General features: G+C 48.3%; 12 protein-coding genes and 1 pseudogene. All 13 read left to right on the top strand.

Going from position 1 to position 22889, the window contains the following annotated elements; translation table 11 throughout:
* Window positions 1-276 precede the first annotated feature (276 nt).
* The 13 genes and pseudogenes from KW548_18615 to KW548_18555 all read left to right on the top strand — a co-directional run bounded on the left by KW548_18615 (window position 277) and on the right by KW548_18555 (window position 22872).
* Window positions 277-3327, top strand: a complete 3051-nt coding sequence (locus KW548_18615) for an amino acid adenylation domain-containing protein (GenBank protein QXX09101.1) — start codon at window positions 277-279, stop codon at window positions 3325-3327.
* A gap of 67 nt (window positions 3328-3394) precedes the next feature.
* On the top strand, window positions 3395-4879 hold the full coding sequence (locus tag KW548_18610) for an amino acid adenylation domain-containing protein (GenBank protein QXX09100.1): 1485 nt from the start codon (window positions 3395-3397) through the stop codon (window positions 4877-4879).
* A gap of 18 nt (window positions 4880-4897) precedes the next feature.
* Window positions 4898-5173, top strand: a complete 276-nt coding sequence (locus tag KW548_18605) for an acyl carrier protein (GenBank protein QXX09099.1) — start codon at window positions 4898-4900, stop codon at window positions 5171-5173.
* A gap of 139 nt (window positions 5174-5312) precedes the next feature.
* Window positions 5313-10841 carry an acyltransferase domain-containing protein gene (locus tag KW548_18600; GenBank protein QXX09098.1) on the top strand — a complete coding sequence of 1843 codons (5529 nt, stop codon included), beginning with the start codon at window positions 5313-5315 and terminating at the stop codon, window positions 10839-10841.
* 90 nt (window positions 10842-10931) lie between these two features.
* Window positions 10932-15018 (top strand): annotated as a pseudogene (locus tag KW548_18595) (amino acid adenylation domain-containing protein).
* The gene (locus KW548_18590) at window positions 15015-16604 is read left to right on the top strand and encodes a multidrug efflux MFS transporter (GenBank protein ID QXX09097.1); all 1590 of its coding nucleotides are present in this window, start codon (window positions 15015-15017) and stop codon (window positions 16602-16604) included. The pseudogene KW548_18595 and the gene KW548_18590 overlap by 4 nt, the downstream one beginning before the upstream one ends.
* A complete protein-coding gene (locus KW548_18585; GenBank protein QXX09096.1) occupies window positions 16601-17218 on the top strand; it encodes a hypothetical protein in 618 nt (205 codons plus the stop codon). Before KW548_18590 ends, KW548_18585 begins: the two co-directional genes overlap by 4 nt.
* Before the next feature lie 69 nt (window positions 17219-17287).
* On the top strand, window positions 17288-18304 hold the full coding sequence (locus KW548_18580; protein QXX09095.1) for an NADP-dependent oxidoreductase: 1017 nt from the start codon (window positions 17288-17290) through the stop codon (window positions 18302-18304).
* A 34-nt stretch (window positions 18305-18338) separates the two neighbouring features.
* Window positions 18339-19343 carry an HlyD family secretion protein gene (locus KW548_18575; protein ID QXX09094.1) on the top strand — a complete coding sequence of 335 codons (1005 nt, stop codon included), beginning with the start codon at window positions 18339-18341 and terminating at the stop codon, window positions 19341-19343.
* Between the two features lie 2 nt (window positions 19344-19345).
* Entirely contained in the window at window positions 19346-20104 is a 759-nt protein-coding gene (locus KW548_18570; GenBank protein ID QXX09093.1) for a 4'-phosphopantetheinyl transferase superfamily protein, read from the top strand.
* Window positions 20105-20375: 271 nt separating this feature from the next.
* Complete coding sequence (locus KW548_18565; protein ID QXX09092.1) at window positions 20376-21032, top strand: response regulator transcription factor; 657 nt, start codon at window positions 20376-20378, stop codon at window positions 21030-21032.
* Window position 21033: 1 nt separating this feature from the next.
* The gene (locus KW548_18560; GenBank protein ID QXX09091.1) at window positions 21034-22473 is read left to right on the top strand and encodes a GHKL domain-containing protein; all 1440 of its coding nucleotides are present in this window, start codon (window positions 21034-21036) and stop codon (window positions 22471-22473) included.
* 207 nt (window positions 22474-22680) lie between these two features.
* Window positions 22681-22872 (top strand): hypothetical protein, encoded by a 192-nt coding sequence (locus KW548_18555; protein ID QXX09090.1) that lies wholly within the window; start codon window positions 22681-22683, stop codon window positions 22870-22872.
* Window positions 22873-22889: the final 17 nt, after the last annotated feature.

The following is a 22889-nucleotide window of genomic DNA, read 5'->3' as shown; positions in this document are numbered from 1 at the left end:
AACTGCAAAGTGTTCGCTATGTCTGTTTATGGTCAATTTAAAGTCATTTTATAACTGATTAAATTAACTTTAATAGAAGTTTTATTATCTTAAGTTGCTGTTATTTATCATTTATATTCCCCATTATAATGCCCCTGAAACCTTGGTGATTAAAACCAATTTGTTTCCTTAATTAAATCCTAAGTTTTCACGTCTAACTTTTATTTGTAGCAAACGGTCAGCAAGAAAATATTCTCGCTCGACTTCAGGAATACCTTAACCAGCGAGGTAAATATTGTGAAAAATAACAATCCTGTATTTGAAACTATTTCAATGCAATCGTCGATTTCCCCTGAGGCAATAGCGGTTACCTACAAAGATAAATTGCTGACCTATTCTGAGCTTGAGTTGCAATCAAGCCAACTAGCAAGCTACTTAGTCAATCAATATCCTGATGGCGATAAAGGTAAAGTGGCGGTGTACCTCGAACCTAGCCTGATGTTGCCTGTGGTAATTCTGGGGGTAATGAAAGCTGGGTTCAGTTATGTGCCTCTCTCTTCGTTTCAGCCGACAAAACGCATTCAACAAATTTTGGATGATTCCGGTGCATTCCTCATTATCACCGATGGGCTACTGAGCAAAAAACCGAGCATGGCTGAGTGCGAGACAGAAAAACTGAATGTCGCAGCGCTTGATCTAGCGGGCTCTCTACACTGTGAGTCACTGCCGAAGGTAAGCCATTGTGACTTGGCTTATACCCTTTACACATCAGGTTCGACGGGTGTACCAAAAGGGGTGGAAGTTGAACATGGCAGCATGGCGTATTATCTCGATTGGTTTAATCACGATTTATGGCCTGAAACTCAGGCAACTCTTCCGCTCACCTCCTCTCTAAGCTTTGCGGCTGCGGTGACTCAATTGTTTGCTCCTTTGCTACGTGGTGACACCCTTCATATTCTTCCTGAAGGTACTTTGAATAACCCGCAACGACTCTTTGATTGGTACCAGAATCGAACCAACACGGCGATCTACTGTGTTCCTACAATATGGAATGAATTACTGAACTACCGCTGCTCAGTCGATAGTGAGCTGTCACTGCCTGAAACCGTTTTTCTCTCCGGTGAACCTGTCGGTGAAGACATTAAGCAACGTACGTTCGACAGCATCGAGAATGTGCGTTTGTTTAACCTATATGGCCCGACTGAAACCGTAGCAAACTGTGCGTTTACTGAGTTAGAGCCAGACCAGAACGTGACCATAGGCAAAGCATTGGCGGGAAGTGAGTTGTTTCTGCTCGATGAAAAGGGCGCATTAGTGACAGGCGACAGTGTGGGCGAAATCTGTATCTGTGGTCCGGGTGTGGCTCGTGGATACAGCCACCGACCTGGATTGAGCGCAGAGCGTTTCTTTTCTCATCTCGGCCATCGCGCGCATCGCACCGGAGATTTAGGTCAGTTCAACGCAAACGGAGACATGGTGTGCCTTGGCCGCAAAGATCGTCAGGTGAAAATTCACGGAGTGCGAGTTGAGTTGGGCGAGATAGAAGCCAATCTTCGTCAGCATAGTGAAGTAGCCGACGCTGCGGTGAAAATGGTCAATGGTGGGCTGGTGGCTTACTTGCTGACGGACAAAAAACCAAGTGCTTGGGATTTACGTGCCTTCCTTAGCGAGCGCTGCCCAAGCGCAATGATGCCCGCTCAATTTGTTTACCTTGAAAGCTTTCCAAAACTACCGAATGGAAAACTCGATAGCGCTCGTCTACCCGAGCCAGCGCCAGTAAGGCCAGAACTGAATTATGATTGCAGCGTACCCGCTAACGACCTTGAACGGGACCTCGTAGACATCTGGCAAGAAGTGCTCGGTTTTCGTGGCCTCGGGGTTGATGATGACTTCTTTGATTTAGGCGGGAATTCCTTACAGGCGATGCGTGCCAGAACCCTGATTCGACGCCGTCTCTACAGCGAGATAGATTTCAAGCTCTTTTTCAGCAATGCGACGCCGCGTAAATTGGCTGCGGTCGTACCTTATTACTTAGCGGATGACTTGGATGACGCGACATCCACTCCAAATGAGAAGAATCAAGAAACGCAATTCGAACCGCTCACATCGCAACAGGCTTACTTTCTGACGTTAGAACAAACCAGCGCTAACCCGAAAGCCTACCAGCCTGCGTTTTGTATTTACCTTGAAGGAAAGGCAAGTTCGGAGAGCGTGGAATGGTGTCTCAATCGGGTGTTGGCCAGCAACCCAATCCTGACTACTCAATTCGATCTCGATAACTTTACCGCTAAAGAAGGTGGCTATGGTGCAGGAAAAGTAGAGATTCCGCACCGGAAGGTTGAGCATATGTCGGGCAAACTCAGTAAAATGTCGCATTGTGATTTGCTGGATATGGCAGACATGCCGGACATCGACATTGACAGAGAACCACCGATTCGCCTGGCATTATTGAGCAAAAATGACGATGAACATGTGGTCGTTGTACGTGTCCACCACGCTGTGTTTGACCATGATTCCATTGGCATATTCTTTGAGCAATTTGTTCAGGCTTACCGCGCTTATATGGCAGGAGATTATGGTTTTGCGCAGCATCACCGACACCATTTGAACTTGAAACAGCATCGCGGTGCGATGGTGGATCAAGAGGGACAGATGCAATTTTGGTTGTCGACATTGAATCGTTACCTGACAAAAGGTGCGGACAGTTCGTTGTACCCAAAAGCGGATTGCCCGTCACCACAAGGCTACGCTGTGGAACTCTCCCAGCCTTTCAGCCAAGCGATAAAAGACTTTGCCCACGCACACAATACAACGGCTTATGTCGTGTTACTCACACTGTTTAATCTGGTGTTAAACCACGAAACTCGTTATCACAACTTAACGATTGGCTTGCCTGTCTCCAATCGAGCCCTTTGTCAGCACGATGGTCAGCTCGGCTGTTTCGTCAACATGGTCACCTACCATGAGCAGGTTGATCAGGTCGATAGCGTTGTGGGCTTGATTGAAGCCAGCAGCAAAGCGATCTACTCGTTGATAGAAAATCAGTCCGTGTCCTATCTAAAACTTGCTGATGAAATGCGAAGCAAAGGCTGGCTCGAGAAACTGCGTTTCCCTGTCACGTTTAATTATCTGTCTGCAATGCCGGAAGCTACAGAGGTGCAAGGCTGCCGCATGAAAGTTCAACACATCGCTGAGCAATCCGCTCGATGCGATTTGACCTTAACTGTCGACGACGGCGAGCAGTTGACCCTCAATTTTGATTATGAAACTACGGCGTTTACCAAGCAGCAGGTCACCTTACTGGCAGAACAATACTTGGCTCTGATTTCAGACACATTATCTCTGTAATGCGGAGTGTCTCCGGCTCGCAGGGAGTCGGAGATGAATAACGATTAAATATGGGGAGATGAATACAATGTCAAAATTGATCCACCGTCAGTTTGCTCATCAGTGCGCCAAAACACCGGATAATATCGCTCTGCGAAGTGACAGCGAAAACATTACATACCGCCAACTGGAACTGCGCGCCAATAATATTGCTCAGTCATTAATCCGCTCTGGCATTACATCAGGCGATGTTGTGGGCATCTACATGAATCGCTGCAATAACCTTGTTGCGACCATATTGGGAATATTGAAATCAGGGGCTTGTTACTTACCGCTTGATCCCTATTACCCAAGCGACCGCCTCGCTTATATGGCAGAGCACTCGGAAGCCAAACTGGTGATCACTGACAATTTGAATGGCATGGATTGGCTTAGTAATGATCTTCCAACGTTGGATGTGAATAGCATAGATTTTTCCAGCGCGACAACCCCAGACTTACCGCAGGTAGACGAACAGAGCTTGTGTTACATCATGTATACTTCAGGCTCAACCGGTAAGCCTAAGGGCGTGATGATCGCGCATCATACGGTGGTGAATTACCTCAACTGGATGCAAGATGCCTTTAAACTGACGACAAACAGCCGGGTACTGAACCAGACCACATTCAGCTTTGATATTTCAGTCTGGGAAATGTTCTGGCCTCTGATGACTGGGGCAAGCTGCGCACTGATTGCTGAAGATGCTAAGTATGATCCCGTACTACTGGCTGATTTCGTTGAGCAGCATCAGGTCACTGTCGCCCAGTTTGTGCCAACTGCACTGCGTATCATTGTCGATGCGGATGTACTGCAACAATGTACGTCGTTAGAGCATATCTTCTCTGGTGGAGAAGCGCTACCGCAACGCTTGGTGGATGACCTGTCTGCTCAGTATCCGGGTCATATCCACAACCTCTACGGGCCGACAGAGGCTACCATTTTTGCCTGTCACTGGTACTGTCAGCCACAGTGCGTAGAAAAAGTCGTGCCCATTGGCCGCCCGATTCCGCACGCAGAAGTGCTTGTCCTTGATGAAGCCCTACAACCTGTAAAGCAAGGGCTGTGCGGTGAACTGTATTTAGCCGGAGATATTCTGGCGAAAGGTTACCTAAAACGTGCCGACCTTACTCAAGAGCGCTTTGTAGATCATCCCCAGAGTGGAAAAATGTACCGCACAGGCGATTTGGTGAGTACCAGAGAAGACGGTGCGTTACTGTTCCACGGCCGAACCGATTCACAAATCAAACTGCGAGGTCACCGAATTGAGCTGGCTGAAATTGAAGCTCAGCTACAAGCGATGCCCAGCATTTCTCACGCTGCAGTGATTGTGGATAGCAGCGATGACGGTAAGGCGTCATATCTGACAGCCTTCTACGTGCCTTCTCAGCAGTCCAACGTTGATGTGCAAGTGATCAAAGAACAATTGGCAAAAGTATTGCCTTATTACATGCAACCCTCCCGATATTACTCCGTTGATAGCTTACCCACGCTCCCTAATGGGAAAGTCAGCAAGTCAGCGTTAAACGCTCACTAACAAAAAGGTTCTAGCACTATGTCGAATAACAAACCCAATATGACACCTGAAATTGAAAACCGTGTTCTCTCAATCTGGCAATCGGTTTTAGACGTTAAAAAAATTGCCCGAGATGAGAACTTCTTTGATGCAGGAGGCAACTCATTATTAATGAGCAAAGTACACAGGGAAATAAAAAGACAGCTTGGAATTCCGATTAATATTATCGAGTTATTTCAATGTCCTACAGTGGATTCGCTAAGTAAGAATATCTCTAAAAAATACCCTCAGGTGTTATTAGAAAAATCGAATTAAAACTTCGCTAAATAGTTTTACCTAGAAGAAAAATTCATTTTATTCGCTGATTGAAACACGCCTTTCTTTTCAAAGGAGAGGGGCCGTTTTTGCCGAAATAAGTACAAATAAATACGACATACAACCCGTGAGGTAGCATATGAAAGACCAAGCAACACTGCGCGATAAAGATATAGCTATTATTGGCATGTCAGGCCGATTCCCTGGTGCAGAAGACATCACGACGTTCTGGAAGAACCTTGCTGAAGGGCTGGAAACCATCACAACATTTAGCGAACAAGAACTTCGCGAGTCGGGTGTCGATGAAGAATTGATTGCCTCACCCAACTACATTCCTCGACGAGGTATTCTCGGCAACGCGCAACATTTCGATGCGCACTTCTTTGATATTACTCCTCGTGACGCGGAAATCATGGATCCTCAACACCGTGCGTTTCTGGAAAGCAGTTGGCATGCTTTTGAAGATGCGGGGTACGTGCCTTCGAGTTATCCAGGCAAAGTGGGTGTATTTGGTGGCACAGGTACAGCGTGGCATTTGAACAAAGTCCATTCCCATCCGGGTGTCAGCCAGTTTGCCAGCGGCGCGTCTGTTGTGACCAATAACGATAAAGACTATGTCACAACGCGAGTCTCCTACAAGCTGGACTTAAAAGGGCCAAGTGTGAATGTGCAGACGGCCTGTTCAACCGCAATGGTGGCGGTGGTGATGGGAATAAACAGCTTGTTAAGCCGTGAAAGTGACCTCGTCGTTGCTGGTGGTGTATCCATCGATACACCGGAGCGCCGCGGCTACAAATACATGCAAGGCGGTATGGAGTCAGCGGATGGACGCTGTTACGCGTTTGATTCTCGTGCCAATGGTACAGTGTTTAGTCGCGGTGTCGGTGCTGTGCTGCTCAAACGTGTTAAAGACGCAGTCAAAGATGGCGACCACATCTACGCAGTGATCAAAGGTGGGGCAATCAACAATGATGGCAGCCTCAAAGCGGGATTCACGGCGCCGGGCATTGAAGGACAGGTCGAAGTTGCGAAGCAGGCGATTTCCAACGCGGATATTGATGTAGAAAACATCCGCTTTGTTGAAGCGCATGGTACGGCGACGGCGTTGGGCGACCCGATTGAATTTTCGTCTTTGTCGCAAACCTTCCGCCACTTCACGGATAAAGAGCAGTTCTGCCGTTTAGGCTCGGTTAAAACTAACATCGGCCATACTGATGCTGCATCGGGCGTTGCCAGTCTGATTAAAGCCTCAATGGCATTAGAATCCGGACAACTTCCAGCTTCACTGCATTATGCTGAGCCGAATCCAAACATTGAGTTTGAAACCAGCCCGTTTGTGATGAACACTGAACTGACGGCGTTTAAACAACAGGACAAGCCAAACAATGCGTTGGTCAACTCCTTTGGTGTCGGAGGTACCAATGCGTGTGTGATCCTCGAAACGGCGCCAGAGACTCAACCGGGTGATGCGCATAACTCGCCACTCATGATCCCGTTCTCAGCCCGCAGTCGTAACGCATTGAATGAGATGAAACAGCGTCTAGCAAGTTACCTGACAGATAACCCAGATGCAGATGTTGCGGACGTGGCGTATACCATGCAGGTAGGCCGCAAACAGTTCGAATTTTCCACCTCGGTGGTTGGCAATGATCGTCACGCCATCATTGAAGCGCTGGCTAAGCCTTCTCAGATTGTATCTGGAAGCAAATCAAAGCGACCAATGGTGTTTATGTTCCCGGGGCAGGGTAACCAATATCCGAACATGTCTCGTGACCTTTACCAGACGTATCCGGTGTTTAAACAGGCGATGGATCAGTGCTGCGAGTATCTGATGCCAATTCTTGAACAGGATCTGCGTGAGATTATCTTCCCACAAGATGATCAAACCGCGGCTCGTATCAACGAAACTCAATTCACTCAGCCTGCGTTGTTCGTTGTTGAGTACAGCCTTGCTCAGCTTTGGATGTCATGGGGCATTCAGCCCGATGTGATGATTGGTCACAGTGTCGGTGAGTACGTGGCAGCATGTTTGTCAGGCGTGTTCTCGTTGGAAGATGCGCTCAAAGCTGTCGCGATTCGTGGCAAGTTGGTTCAGGCTCTGCCGGCGGGTGCAATGTTAGCCGTTTTGATGGAAGAAGCTGAGCTCACAGAGCGCTTATCAAACAGTGAACTGGATATCGCGGCAGTCAACTACCCAGAGCTCTGTGTGGTGGCGGGTGAGCTTGAAGCGATAAAAGCATTCCAATATGAGCTGGAAGAAGAAGGCATCTTCTGCAAGCACTTGGATACGTCACACGGCTTCCACTCAAGCATGATGGATCCTATGTTGCCAGCGTTCAAAGACGTGATCGATGGCATTGAGCTGAATGCGCCGCAGATTCCGTTCGTCTCGTCGGTAAATGGCGAATGGATCAGTGATGAGTTAGCACAAGATAGCGACTACTGGGTGCGCCATGTCAGAAACCCTGTGTTGTTCTCGCATGCATTCAAAACCTTGATGGCCGATCATCAGGATGGTTTTGTGGCTTTAGAAGTGGGGCCGGGCCGTTCTTTGGAGTCTGCGGCTAAGCAACACTTCCGTGAAGAAGATGGGTCGAATGCTGATATCTTCTCTTCTTTGCCTACGGCGAAAGAAGTCGAGATTTCCGGAGAGTATTTTGTCTCAATGCTTGGTGCTTTATGGGCGAATGGCATCGAGATTGACTGGACAGCTTACTATGGTGATGAGCGCCGACGTCGCCTGCCTCTGCCTGGCTACCCGTTCGAACGAAATGAATTCAAACTGCCTGAGCTGAAAACAGGTAATGCTGAAAGCCTATCAAGTAGCAGTGTGGAAGCTGGTTTGAAACGCAAGAAAACCGATGTCGGTGACTGGTTCTATATGCCTGCGTGGAAGCGAACCATTCCTGCTGACTTCATGCCGAGCAAACAAACTCAAGCTGAAAATGATTGTTGGGTAGTTTTAGCTGACGAGTATGGTATCGCTGATCAGTTGCATTCTCAGCTTCTGGCATCAGGCCAACAAGTGGTGACTGTATTCAAAGGCGTCTGTTATCAAGAAAATGTCGTCACTGGCGACAGCACGAAGAGCTTTGTTATTGACCCAACCTCTCGTGAAGATTACATCCGAGTACTTAAAGCCATCAAAGCTCAAGAGATGAATCCAATCCGCATTGTTGATCTGTGGAACCTCTCTCCTGAGCAAGGTGACGTCGACCTTGAACTATGCCGTGAACACCAGCTGGACTCCTTCTACAGTCCGTTGTATCTGCAACAGGCGCTGGTGAATGAGAACTTGTTGGATAATCTTCATCTGTTGTTGGTGACCAATAATATCTTCAGTGTCTCTGGGGAACGCGTTTACGCGCCTGAGAAAGCACTGTTGGTGGGACCTGCTCGTGTGTTCTACCACGAGTACCCAGATGTTCAGTGCCATTTGGTCGATATCGACTGGCCTACGGACTTAGCGAATGATTCGGGCCATTGGACGGTAGAGCAGGCAGCTCGTTGTCTTATTGCAGAGAGCAATATTAACACCGACGGCCAACTGGTAGCGTATCGAGGTGGATGCCGTTGGGAGGAAGACTATCAGGCGGTTAACTTAAAAGAACAAGAACCAGGCTTACCGGCGCAATTCAAAGATGATGGCGTTTATCTCATCACTGGTGGATTGGGCGGCCTTGGTATGCTGGTGGCTGGTCATATCTCGGAAATGAGTAATGCGACGCTTGTTCTGACCTATCGCAGTCGTCTGCCTGAACGCGATCAATGGCATGACTGGATTCAGAATCACCCAGTCGATGACCCAATGAGTGAAAAACTGGCGGGCATCCTGCGTCTTGAAGAGCAAGGTAACACCATTGATCTAGTCAATGTGGACGTCTGTGATTATGTGGCTATGTCGGAAGTGTTTGAACGCTATGATCGCTTTGATGGCATTTTCCACACGGCTGGTATTGCGGGTGGTGGCATCATTCCGCTCAAGTCAGATGAAGATTGTGCCAGTGTTCTGGAGCCGAAAATCCTCGGTAGCCTGATTCTTGATGACCTGACCAGAGACAGCCAGCCTGATTTCATGGTGCTGTTCTCTTCCATCAGCTCGATTGTCGGTGATGAAGCTCGAATTGACTACTGTTCCGGCAATGCCTTTATGGATGTGTTTGCCAGCTACCGTAATCAGAATCGCAACGGTCGCACCATCGCAATTAACTGGGGCAAATGGGGCGATGTCGGCATGGCCGTTCAATGGGCTCGTGAGTTGGATGAGAAAAACAAAGCCAACGAAGCGCTTCTAGAACCAACAGGGCTGCTTACGCTGCTCGGCCGTAAAGGTATGGAAGAAGAATATCGAGTCAATCTGGATGTGCAGAATGACTGGGTACTCAACGAGCATAGCTTGTCGAATCAACCGACCTTGGTTGGTACCACCATACTGTCGATGCTGCATACCCTGATGAATCACTTCAAACCTCAGGAAGCGCTTCAGGTCAAGAACTTGCTGTTGACCAAACCGGCGATTTATCACAACGCATGGCCACGTGAAATGCGTCTATATGTGCGCAGTGAAGGAGCGGGCTACAGCTTCAGCCTTCGTAGCCGTGGCGTCCGTGACATCGAGTGGGACGAACATGCGTTGGGCAACCTTGGCCGTGGTATCGAGAGTGAAGAGAGCCTTGCTGCTGTAGATTCACTTGAAGCGATTCAGTCTCGCTGCATTAACAAATTGCCTGATGACTTAACCGGCAAGGATTACGTCAATGCCGTAACGGGTGAAACCTTCCTATCGCTCAGTGAGCGTTGGAATGGCCCTAAGTGTGCATGGCAAGGTGAGGGTGAGTGGCTGATTCATAAAGATCTCGATGCTCAGTTCCAGAGTGATTTTGAGCAGTATCCGTATCACCCTGCACTAATTGACTCGGTCTCCATTCGCTGTATCAACCTGATCACGACAGACAACTACCTGCCAATCAGCTACGGCAAGATAAGCTATCTAGCGCCGCTTGACGGAGATTGCTACGCGCACATCAAACTCAAACAGCCGTACCAGGCGGAAGACAGCACCATCATCTTGGATGTGGTCTTCCTATCCGCTGATAGCAAGCCGTTGATGGTTTTGGAGAACTACACGCTAGTACGTATGAAAGCTGAGAATCAGGTTACCGCTTCTGCGCCAGCGTCTGCTGTAACTCAGGTTGCTGTCGATGTCTCTGACAAGGATATTCTGTTCTATGAAGGTCTGGACGCACTGAAACGACAGCTTGCACACCTAGAGTTTGAGCAACTCGTCGTGGTGACCAGTGATCTAGGTCAGCTTATCTACGAAGCGATTCCTGAACAGGAAGATGAGCAGTTGGCAGAGCTGGAAGCGGAAGTCAGCCAAGGACACGCCCGTCCAGAACTCTCAGTCGAGTATGTGGCACCTGAAAATGATATCGAAAAAGAGATCATTGCAGTCTGGCAGTCGATTCTAGGTATTTCAGGTATTGGTGTTGATGACAATTTTGTCGAGCTTGGCGGTAACTCGCTGCTGGCGGTGCAAATTGTGTCAAAAGTATCAGCTAAGTTTGAAGTCGATATTCGAGTGGATCTCTTCTATCAGGATCAAACCGTAAGAGGGCTGTCCGGCCTGATCATCGAAGCGTTTGAATCTGTTCTTCAGAGTGAATAGCGCCCATTTCCCGGGCATTAGCCCGGGAAGTTTATCACTTTCAGGCTGCCGCACGGCAGCCAAATCTTCCAAACAGTAAAGGGCACGGCTATGACAACGAAAACGAATCAGATTTTGAACTCTATGGGACTTGAAGAGCTGAAAAGGCTCGCCAGAGAGAAAAAACAGAAAAAAGCGCAGCTCATGGAAGAGAACCGTTGTTCAACAATGGAACCAAAACGCAAAATATTCCCTCTCACCAATGCGCAAAAGAGCATTTGGACACTGGATCAATTCCTCGAAGACAATAAAGCCTATAACAACCCGTTGGCGATCACCTGTCACATTGATCACGAGTTCGAACCAGACAGAGTCGAACGCGCTCTGACGAAAATGGTCAATAATCACGACATATTCCGCACCACGATCCGAGTGGTCGATGGCGAGCCTTACCAGTGTATCGACAACCAACCCAGTTTCGATTTTGGTTTTGATGACATTACTGCCATGCCTGAAGCGGATAAAAATCAGTGGGTCATGCGAGTCGCTCGTGAAGAAGGCAGAAAGAATTTTGACCTGACTAAAGGACCACTGTTTCGCTGGCGAATGGCAAAAACTCAGCCGGGTGAATACATCATTATGCTGACCTTCCATCATATTATTTCAGATGGTTGGACCGTCAGCTTGTGCTTCAAAGAATTCATGGGCACTTACTTTGGCCAGACGGTAGATCATGCAGCGCAGTTTACTGATTACGCCTTAAAAGAAAGCCGCTGGCTTGAAGAAGGTAAGTACGAACAGGGTCTCAACTACTGGCGCGATAAGCTCAGTGGTGTTCAAGGTGTGATGGAATTGGCAACCGATCACCCTCGCCCGGATACCCTCAGTTTTGAGGGAAGTTATGTCAGCCATCCACTTGATGCTGACTTCTGTCATCAGCTTCAGTCTTGCGCAGCAAAACAGGGGGCGACTACCTTTCATCTGATGCTGGCGGCCTACCAGTTACTCCTGCATAAATACAGTAATCAGAATGACATTGTGATTGGTGTGCCTTTCGCCAATCGCGGTGACGCCCAGACGCAGGAAATGATGGGATTGTTCATGAACACGCTGCCACTGCGTTTCACGCTCAATGATGATTTGCCTCTTTCGACTGTGATAGAAGCAGCGAAAGCCGAAAGTGAAGAGGCGATTGCCTATCAGAGCGTACCGTTTAATCGTATTCTGGATGTGGTCGACTATTCGCGAGATGCACGTGTTAACCCGCTTTATCAGGCGGTGCTGACCTATCAGGTTTATCCGCACTCGCGAACCAATACCTTGTTTAGCTATTCGCCACTCAAAGTAGACTACGGTGTGTCTAAGTTGGATCTCAACCTATGGATTGAGGAAGACGGCGACGGTTTGTTGTGCACATTCAACTACAGTACAGCGCTGTTTGAACGTGCCACCGTGCAGCGAATGCTGCGTGACTTACACACCATATTGATGGCATTGATTGAGCACCCACAGCAGTCGATTCAAGCCTTGTCATTGGTGACGGAAGATGAGCGCCAGTCTCTGCTGAAAACGTGTTTACCGACAGAGGCAAGTCAAGCGTTGCCGGTTCATCAGCAATTTGAGCAACAGGCGCTAGCTTGCCCTGAAGACGTGGCCGTGCGTTGTGAAGGGCGTACACTGAGCTACGCCGTTCTTAATGAGCGCGCCAATCAGTTGGCAGCACAACTGGCCTCGCAAGGTATGAGTCACGGTGAGCCCGTCGCGATACTGATGGAAAAAAAGTGAGCATAGTGTGGTCGCGATATTAGCCACCCTGAAAGCGGGTGGTTGCTACCTTCCTATCGACATCAATCTGCCGGAATCTAAAATCGGCTTCATCTTAAACGATGCTAAAGTTAAGCGTGTTTTACTCGTAGGTGAAGTACCCATTGCTTTAAAAGCAATGGCTACACAATCTTCACTAAATTGGGTCGACATTCTGAACACAGAAACGAGTAACACCTCACCAACACGCACTAATCCGCCAGATGATTTTGGCGATGGACCAGCGTACATCATTTATACCTCTGGCAGTACAGGGGCACCAAAAGGTGTGTGTGTTCACCATTCCCAACTTAGCCACTATTGCCGAGCGATTGCTCCAGTACTCGAACAAACTCACAAAGCACGCTATGGCTTAATGTCGTCCTTCTCCACGGATCTGGCGCATACCATGTTATTCCCAGCTTTGGTCGGGCAAGGCGAGTTGGAGATAGTGACCAATGGCCTACTGGAAAGCCCAGAACAACTCGCCAATTATCTAAAAGATAGACCTCTTGATTGTATGAAGATCACGCCGACACATTTGTCTGCGTTGTTGAACACCCCGAACGCGCAGCATCTGCTTCCGGAGCGCAAATTGGTGCTTGGCGGTGAGCGTTTACCCGTTTCTCTGATTGAGAAAGTCAAAGTGCTCAAACCAAGCTGCCAGATAGTCAATCACTATGGGCCAACCGAGTGCACGGTGGGGGTGACGACACTGACGATTCCCGGCAACATCGCGGATTTGGGTTCTCAGGTTGCGCCTATTGGTCAGGCCCTCGATGGAAGTCATGTACTGGTTCTCGATGCTCACCAACAACTGCTTCCTGCAGGCGTACCCGGTGAAATTTGTATTGGTGGAGCGCAGTTGGCTTCAGGGTACCTTGGCCTCGATGAGCAAACACAGCGTCACTTTGTTCCCCACCCGTACTTACCGGGTGAGCGTCTGTACCGTACTGGTGACAAAGGCCGCCTGTTAGCGGATGGCAACCTTGAATATCTTGGTCGCTTGGATCGTCAGGTCAAAGTACGTGGCTATCGAGTTGAGCTGGCCGAGATTGAACAGGCGCTGGGCCAGATTACTAGTGTTGAACGCGCAGCGGTTGTTCAGCAGCAAACTGCGGACTCTAGCCGTTTGGTCGCTTATGTCGTTGTTGGTGAAACTGGCGATCAGGAAGGGATTAAGACGAAACTGAAACAGCTATTACCCGCTTATATGCAACCAGAAATGTGGATGTGGCTCGACGCTATGCCAATCACCGCAAGCGGAAAAATCAATTATCAGGGGTTGCCTGAGGCTAAGCGGAATACACAGACATCGGCTTCTTCCCATCCGAACAATCAAACGCAAGCTCGTTTGCTGATCCTGTTTCAGCAAGCCTTGAGCACTCAGCAGGTCGGTATTGATGACGAATTCTTCAATCTTGGGGGAAATTCCATCAGTGCATTGAAACTGCTGATTGAAGTGAACAAGGCCTTCTCCACCACCTTGACCCTAGGCCAGATACTGGAAAACAGCAGTGTTGCACGACTTAGCAAACTGATCGAACAGGTATCCGATAGCTTTGAATATGGCTCTTCGATTGTGATGCTCAATCAGGGAAATCCTCAGCAGAAGCCGACGTTACTGCTTATTCACCCTGCTGGCGGCAATGTGCTTTGTTACGACGAGTTAGTGAAGGGGCTGAGCAAAGAACATCCGGTATACGGTGTTCAGGTAGCTGATTTTCAGGGGCTAGCTGAGTACAACCGCCAAGTGTCGACGCTAGCTGAGTACTACGTGAAGCAGCTCGGCGAACTAGCAGAGCGTCGAGAGTTGATCATCGGTGGTTGGTCACTCGGAGGAACCCTTGCTTTTGAGATGGCGTGTCAGGTTCAGGCCTTGACCGGAAACCAGCCGAAGGTTCTGATTTTTGACCAACCAGCCCCTCAAGTAAACGTCGATAACAGCGCCACTATGGCTGAGCATGATCGCCTTGCCTACTTCGCTTACAAGGTAGAGCGGCTAACTGGAACGTCTTTTGGTACCTCGGGCGAGCAATTGGCGAAGATGTCACAAGCGGAAAGAACACAGGTATTCCTGACCGGTTTTCGTAAAGCGAATTTGGTGCCGGATAATATCAGCGCTGAGGATTTCCAGCATTTTCTCGCCATTCTTCAGGCTCATATGAAGGCCACTGATGAATATCAGGGACAGCGATATTCTGGTCCTATTGTCGTGGCGGAAGCCGAAGAGATCTTAACTGGCCGCACGCGACTGAAAGAATCTGGGCTGGGTTGGCAGGCATACAGCGAGCAGCCGCTGACCGTATTGATCACTAAGGGCGATCACATCTCCATGATGAACGCGCCTCACATTGGTGACTTGGCGAGTCGTCTACAGGAGGAATTGCTTTGAGTACGATCGCACTTTCAAAACCGGAAAGCGAAGTCGTCGTTTCAAGGAAGGAGTGGTGGGCCATCATCGGCGGCCTCATCGGTGGCTTTATGGCCATTCTGGACATCCAGATCACTAACTCCTCGATGAAAGTCATTCAGGGGGCGTTGTCTGCGTCCCTGGATGACGCCTCTTGGCTGATGACGTCGTACTTTACGGCTGAGATTGTGGCGATCCCACTTTGTGGCTGGCTATCAAAAGCGTTGGGAACGGGCCGTTACGCTTTATGGTGTATCGGCGGTTTCCTCGGCTCATCCTTGCTTTGTTCGATGGCGTGGAACCTGGACTCGATGATTGTCTTCCGCGCTTTGCAGGGCTTTTGTGGTGGCGCATTGATCCCCTTGTCTTTCCGTTTGATTATTGAAATCCTGCCGCTAGAAAAACGCCCTATGGGGATGTCGTTATTTAGTATTATCGCCACGTTCGCCCCAGCGATAGGACCGGCGATCGGCGGCTGGCTCACTGAACATTTTTCATGGCATGCGATCTTTTACGTCAATGTTTTACCGTCAGTGGTGGCGTGGGCTCTGATTCAACGTTCAATGAAGCATCCCATCATTAACTGGCAAATCATTCGTCAGGGTGACTTTGTTGGCGTTGTGTCGGTGATGATGTTTCTTGGTACGCTGGAAGTCATTTTGGAAAAAGGCGGTGATGAAAACTGGTTCGACTCGCGCATGATTTGCGTACTGGCGGTGCTCTCTGCCATCAGCTTTGTGATTTTTGTCTATGACCAAATCGTACACCGTAACCCTCTGATTAATATTCGCCTGTTTAAGGAATATCAGTACTCCTATTCCTTACTCATCTTTGCTATGTTGGGATCGGCTATCTACGGCACGTTATTCCTAGTGCCGTATTACCTGACGATGATTCACGATTACAATGCGACAGAGATTGGTCATGTGGTTATCTGGATGGGGCTGCCGCAGTTGGTGATTTTACCTATGATCCCATTTCTCATTCGTCGCTATAACCCTAAGTATCTTATCTTCATCGGTTTCGTTGGTTTGGCTATTAGTGCCTTTATGGATTGCCATATGAATGCTGATTTTGCTGGCCCACAGATGATCGCGTCTATGTTAGTTCGTGCGTTAGGCCAGCCGTTTATCATGGTGCCACTCTCCATGCTAGCGACTCAAAATATTAAAGCAGAGGATGCGGCCTCATCGGCCGTTTTAATCAACGTATTTCGCAGTCTGGGTGGATCAATGGGTACCGCGGTGTTGTCGACCTATTTCACTACTCGGATCTATTTCCATCTCGATTCCATCAAATCCACCTTGCTGACAGGTAGTCAGCCATTTTATCACTATCTGGGTGAAGTAAAGAATCTGCTGGTCAATCAGGGGTTGTCGTCTGATAGCACCAATGTTCAACAAACTGCGGTGAGCATTCTCGGCGAAAGGATGGCAATTCAATCGCAAATCATGGCTTTTAATGACTTATTTATGATCATGGGTTTCATGATGCTCGCCACCGCCATCATGGTGTTGTGCTCAAACCGTGATTTCCAACTTCGACTAAAAAAAGAGGAATCAGCATGAGTGACAAAACATCGATGAGTGTCTGGAGCTATCTGCTGTCTTCGGAAGCAAGAATGACCATCATAGTACCTATTCTGATCTACAACCTTGTTTTCTGGGGGGTAGGAGCCGGAGCGGCGTTGATTGTCACAGCGTGTTACTCCGCATTGCTGGAGTTATTCAGCAAACGGAGTGGTTCTCTGTCCATTATCGCTTTGATTTTGGTTTCTGGCAGCATTCACTACCTTTACCTGCATGGTTACACCCTGTTTGGAATTGACCAAGAAAGCGTCTTTCTTTCGGTAGGCGGATCACTGTCCGTCATTGTCGTGTTTGGTTTCTACTCCATGATCGGCCGTCCAGTGGTTCGGACTCAAGCGGAAAATGCGCTCCCTCGTTTGATGCAGTTGCCTGTCTATGGCTCGCCAAAATACGCCCAAGTTTGGCAGGAGATTTCTCTGGTTTGGATTCTCGCTTACGCAGTGAAAGCGCTGCTCGTGATTAAGTTCTCCAGTGATATGCCAGATTACGCTGACTACTTTGTTTTCATTGGCGCTTGGCCACTGACGTTGGCGATGATTGCTTTCAGTTTTTACTGGCCCAGCTTTCGTTGGTCATCGGAAGCAAGCGAATAAATTTCCAGCTACTTGCCGTCAAGTTACTTGGTATCAAATTACAACACGATAAACTCAATGAGGTGTTTTATGAATCAACTAGTTAACCCATCAATTGTGCTTGATAGTCACCCACAAGGTGCCGCGACAACGGGCAATTTCCGTATCGCCAACCTGCCAATAGGCGAGTTAAAGCCAGGTGAGTTTTTAATTGAAAACACTTGGCTTTCGATGGACCCATATACGCGACCTCGCCTCAACGAAAACACGGCGTATGTAGAGCCGATCAAACTGGGTGAAGTGATTCAGGGAGAAACCATTGGCAAGGTCGTCGAGAGTAACAGCCCTAAATATCAGGTCGGCGATAGGGTGTTCACTTTTTCAGGTTGGCAAAAATATTGTGTCGGTAACGATGCGGATTTCATGACTTATCAACTGCCAGATACAGAACTGCCGCCAACGATCTTTCTCAGCGTGGCTGGAACTCCCGGTCGAGCGGCGTACTTTGGATTGAACAAAATTGCCAAACCTAAAGCAGGTGAAACCATGGTGGTGTCAGCCGCGTCAGGCGCTGTGGGTTCGGTTGCTGGTCAACTTGGCAAAATGGCGGGTTGCCGGGTGGTCGGTATCGCGGGCAGTGAGGAAAAGTGTCGTTATGTCGTCGATGAACTGGGTTTCGATGCCTGTGTCAATTACAAGTCTGACAATTTGGGTGAGGAGATTGAAGCCGCCTGTCCGGACGGTGTGGATATCTACTTTGAAAATGTTGGCGGACGTATTTCTTCCTTAGTGGCGCGTCACCTTAATGAAGGTGCCAGAGTACCAATTTGTGGCAGTGCAGCGTTATACAACAAGGGTAAAGACGTGGATGCCTCGACGTTATCGCGCTTTTACTCTTCACTGCCAAGTGCGCCGGAAAATCGATTCTTTCTGGTGACTGAGTGGGTCAACGATTATGCAAGTTCGATCAGTTGGCTGACCGCAGCAGCGGAAAGTGGTCAGCTCAAATTTCGTGAAACGGTGACCGAAGGATTGGAAAATGCACCGCAGGCCTTTGTCGATCTATTGGAAGGGAAGCACTTCGGTAAACAACTGGTTCGAGTTTAATACTGTTCGTCTTTTTTGATTGGTTGGTCGTGCTATGAAAAAAATAATAAAGATTTTGATTCCACTGATGTTGTTGGTCTTGGCTGGCGGTGCCTATTGGTATTACTACGGGCGCTTTTTCCAGACCACCGACAATGCTTACGTTCAAACGGACATTACTAACGTCAGTTCGCGCATCAATGCGGAAGTGGTGAAAATTAATATTAAGGACAATCAGAAGGTCAAAAAAGGCGACTTGCTAGCGCAGTTGGATGATCGTGAGTTCGTGATTAAAGAGCAGCTTGCTGAAGCGACCTTAGCGCAAAGTCAGGCGGAACAGTCGAACGCGGATGCAGCCTATAAAATGCAGAAAAGTGCCATCGAAGAGTACCAGAGTAAAGTGACGTCGGCGAAGGCCAAATATCAATACTCACTTCAGCAATACAAACGCTTGCAGGCCTTAGAGAAACAAAACTATGTGTCTAAAGGTGAACGTGACAATGGCGCATCTGCCTATAAAGTTGATGAAGCGGCGTATCTTGAGGCGAAGGCCAGCCTGAAAACACAACAAGATAAGCTCTCGGTACTGGAAAGTGAGATAGAGCAGGCCGATGCTATGGTCAAGCAAGCCAAAGCCAGTTTGTCACAGGCGAAGCTTGAATTGGGATACACCCGGATTGTGGCTCCAATAAATGGTGTGATCAGCAATCGCAACCTGCAAGTTGGTATGATGGTGCAATCGGGGCAATCTGTTGTGAGCATAGTGTCCGATCGCACACCGTGGATTCTGGCGAACTTTAAAGAAACGCAAAAGTCGCGTATGCACAAAGGGCAGTCTGTTGATGTCACCATTGATGCCTATCCAGGGAAGACATTCTCAGCACGAATCGATAGCGTATCGCCAGCCACAGGCGCTACCTTTGCTTTGCTACCACCAGATAACGCGACGGGCAACTTTACTAAAGTGGTGCAACGTGTGCCGGTTAAGATTGTGTTCAATGACTCTGTTCAGGTCGACAACGGGTTATCTGCGGTTGTTACTGTCGATACAAGGCAGTAATTATGGCGACACTATTTCCTGACATTGACGCTGTGGGAGTGCGTGATTTATCTGAACAAACAAGTGGTCGGTTTATCAACAAGGAGCAGAGGTTTCTCATCAATGGCGCGAGTGTATTTGTGTGTCAGTTTAACCAAAGCCTCTATCATGACAGCTTATTCAAGCAGTTCAGGATTCGATGTCCTGATGGACTCGGCCGCGCGGTAAGCTCAAGACGAGCCGAGTTTCTGGCGGGTCGTTATGCGGCAAGGCAGGCGATATCTGCTTGTGGTGGGGTGGTTGCCAGCGGAGTACAAGTCGGGGTTAGTACAAATCGCTGTCCGACATGGCCCGACGGTATTTTAGGTACCATTACCCACTGCGATGATATCGCAGCATGTGCGGTGCTCCCTGCTATTCAGAGCATCAGACGCTACATCGGAATGGATATCGAGAAAGTGTTAGCGGCCAATGTGGTGTGTGAGGTATCCGGCTCCGTTTGTTCTGTATGGGAGTGGCAGCGTCTGGCGTCACTGCCATTTAGCAATGATATCATCACCACAATCATCTTCTCCGCTAAAGAGAGTTTGTTCAAAGCCCTATACCCCTATATCGGGGAATACTTCGGCTTTGAGTGTGCTCAGGTTAAATGCGTTGACCCGTACAAACAGCGCATATGGCTGAACTTATCGCCTTCGCTGGTGGCTAAAACGGGCTTTCGAGAAGTGGAGTGCCATTACACCTTGCAGTCAGACTATGTCATCACTTTTATCTCCCGATAGATGCTCTCTTGGACGAAACAAAATGGAAGTATGTACATAAACTGATGTACTTTGCATGCTCAACAAGATTAGTATAATCAGAGGCTTTCGAACGCCAAGCTCACACTGGTAAGGCCAAAAAATGAAATGTTTTGCCGTTTATTAAATGTTTTTTAAGTCTGGCTTGTTAGTTTGGATTGAAAGCAGTGAGACTCAGTAAATAAAACCCTTGCTTGTGACCTTCCTTTTATCACTGCTGAACGGGTCACGATACAGAACAGAGATAGATAACATGCGCGTATTATTAGTTGAAGATGACCCTATGCTTGGCAATGCGATTACCGCTTCCCTCGCCAGACATCACTATACCGCAGACTGGGTAACGTCGGGTGAAAGTGCCCTTCATGCACTGCAAACTGACAGCTTCCTACTGGTCATTCTAGATATTTCTTTACCGGGTATCAGCGGTTTGAAAGTACTCAAAGAGCTCAGGAGCAAAGGAGACAAGACGCCCGTTTTGATTCTCAGCGCTCGTGACGAACTCAATGACCGTGTTTATGGGCTCAATCATGGTGCAGACGATTATCTGGTTAAGCCGTTTCAACTGGAAGAACTGTTGGCGCGTATGGGGGCATTGATTCGCCGATCGGCGGGTATGGCAGATGACACTATCGTGGTGGGTGATGTCTCTGTGTCGGTCAATTCGCATAAAGTCACGGTGGCTGGTGAGTGTATTAATCTGACGCCAAATGAATTTAAAATTCTCCTCTATCTGGTGACGAACGCTGGTCGGGTGCTAAGCAAAACACAGATATTGCAAAACATGCACGGTTGGGATGAAAGTGCCGGACTTAATTCGATTGAAGTGCACATCCATAATCTGCGCAAAAAAATGCCCAAAGGCACCATCGAAAACATCAGAGGAGTCGGATACATCATCCAACACTAGTATGAGACTGAATTCTGTTAAACGCCGTGTCGCATTGTCGAGCGTACTGCTATGCCTCGCGGTTATTACCGCTTCCACAATCTGGGTTTACCTTGATACGCGTCAGGCGATTACAGACGTTGATGATGCACGGCTTCAGGACCTTAGTGAGAGTTTCTTAAAGGTGTTGCTACTGACCGACCCCTCTGTGATTGGCGAAGACCGAAACTCAGACCCAGAAACCGTTTTTGCTAACCTCACCAGTAAAACATCCCCCAAAGATAACCTAGAAAAATGGTCGCGAGCCAAGCTGCTTGAGGATAACTTCGCCTATTTACTGCTCGACTCTAAGGGCGCGGTATTGGCGAGCTCTCCGAATGCGCCACCTGTCGACTTAAAAATGATGCGCCATCCGGGTCTGAACGACATTCATGATCAGGATCAGTCCAACATGTGGCGTGGCGTAACCATGCTATTGACGCAACCGAAAACGGGTGAGCCAATGTGGCTCTGGCTCGGCGAAGACAAGCACCTGCGCAGCGAAGTCGAAAACAAAATTGCGATCCCAGCCATTGTCCCCATGCTAGTGGCAACGCCGCTGTTATGTTTGCTATTGGTGCTGTTTACCTATCATTTGTTTGCACCGATCAGTCGTTTGGAAAAGCAAGTGTCAGAGAAGTCGATTGATAACCTCTCACCACTCAGTATTACAGATGTTCCCACTGAGTTGGATAGCTTAGTGAAACGCTTGAACTACCTGTTTGATCAAGTCGATGCAGCTTGGCAAAGAGAAAAACGATTTAATCAAGACGCTGCCCATGAACTGCGAACACCTCTGGCCGTGATCAAGCTCAATGCGCAGAATGCCCTTGAAACGCAAAATGCTGAGGAAAAAGACCATGACCTCAAACAGATTGAAAAGAGTATCACACGTTCTGAGCGAACCATTGAGCAGTTGTTGACATTGGCAAAAGTCGAGAGCGGCTTGATGGTGGATTTAAGCCAAACCGTTGATGTTGCTGAGATACTACGTAGTGTGATTGCTGAGCTGGTCCCCCTTGCATTGAAGCAACAACAAGACATCACATTAGAAGCTGCTGAGGAGGCCTATGCTATTCAAGGCAATGAGATATTCCTTAATTGTCTGTTTCGCAATCTGATGGACAACGCGATTCGCTACTCCGGAGAAGGGACCCGAATTTGGGCTGAAGTGACTGAGCATGAAGAGCATATACAGATCGTAATTGCCGATAGCGGTCGGGGAATGAGTCAGATTGATATTGACCGCATCTTTGAGCGCTTTTTCCGTGGCAAAGAAACCCAGAACAAAGCTCAAGGAGCAGGTTTGGGGATGGCAATTGTAGAGCGTGTTATTGCCCTCCATCAGGGAAAAATTGATGTCAGATCTCAAGAACCAGGTCTGGCATTTGTTATCACCTTGCCAAAGTTCCGTCTAATTTAGCTTCAAATTAGGATCTGGATGTAAGCTCACAAAAACAGAATTTCTATCCAATGATTTAGCCGCAACTAAAAAGGGTGACAAACAAGAAAGTGTCTGGCTTAACGCGCATCTAATTTGCCACTAATGGCCTATGAGTGGCTTTGACAGTCAGCGATCCTTTTCTACGCTTAGAGTCGTGTATACGTAAGATGACAAGGAGAAGAGAAAATGGCGACATTTAAACAGGACATTCCACATCGCGTTACTGTCTACCACGATGACATTGATCAGGAAAACGCGTTGAAAAATGCCATGCTGCCTGAAAAACCACGATATTTTAATGGCTCGCCCACTTATCAGGCTGACAGTATTGAAGAGTTCAAAACTCGAATTGGTCAGGTAGGAATGTCGCTCGAATGAAAATTTGAGTCAGTAGA

The organism is Vibrio neptunius (genome assembly GCA_019339365.1).
Taxonomy (GTDB): domain Bacteria; phylum Pseudomonadota; class Gammaproteobacteria; order Enterobacterales; family Vibrionaceae; genus Vibrio; species Vibrio neptunius.
The sequence above is the reverse complement of the archived record's forward strand: the minus strand, read 5'-3'. Positions and strand labels throughout refer to the sequence as shown.

Bases quoted from the DNA above. Each gene is read 5' to 3' on its own strand.
- KW548_18610 (QXX09100.1), top strand. From the start codon at position 3,395: ATGTCAAAATTGATCCACCGTCAGTTTGCTCATCAGTGCGCCAAAACA.
- KW548_18605 (QXX09099.1), top strand. From the start codon at position 4,898: ATGTCGAATAACAAACCCAATATGACACCTGAAATTGAAAACCGTGTT.
- KW548_18600 (QXX09098.1), top strand. From the start codon at position 5,313: ATGAAAGACCAAGCAACACTGCGCGATAAAGATATAGCTATTATTGGC.
- KW548_18585 (QXX09096.1), top strand. From the start codon at position 16,601: ATGAGTGACAAAACATCGATGAGTGTCTGGAGCTATCTGCTGTCTTCG.
- KW548_18580 (QXX09095.1), top strand. From the start codon at position 17,288: ATGAATCAACTAGTTAACCCATCAATTGTGCTTGATAGTCACCCACAA.
- KW548_18575 (QXX09094.1), top strand. From the start codon at position 18,339: ATGAAAAAAATAATAAAGATTTTGATTCCACTGATGTTGTTGGTCTTG.
- KW548_18570 (QXX09093.1), top strand. From the start codon at position 19,346: ATGGCGACACTATTTCCTGACATTGACGCTGTGGGAGTGCGTGATTTA.
- KW548_18565 (QXX09092.1), top strand. From the start codon at position 20,376: ATGCGCGTATTATTAGTTGAAGATGACCCTATGCTTGGCAATGCGATT.
- KW548_18560 (QXX09091.1), top strand. From the start codon at position 21,034: ATGAGACTGAATTCTGTTAAACGCCGTGTCGCATTGTCGAGCGTACTG.
- KW548_18555 (QXX09090.1), top strand. From the start codon at position 22,681: ATGGCGACATTTAAACAGGACATTCCACATCGCGTTACTGTCTACCAC.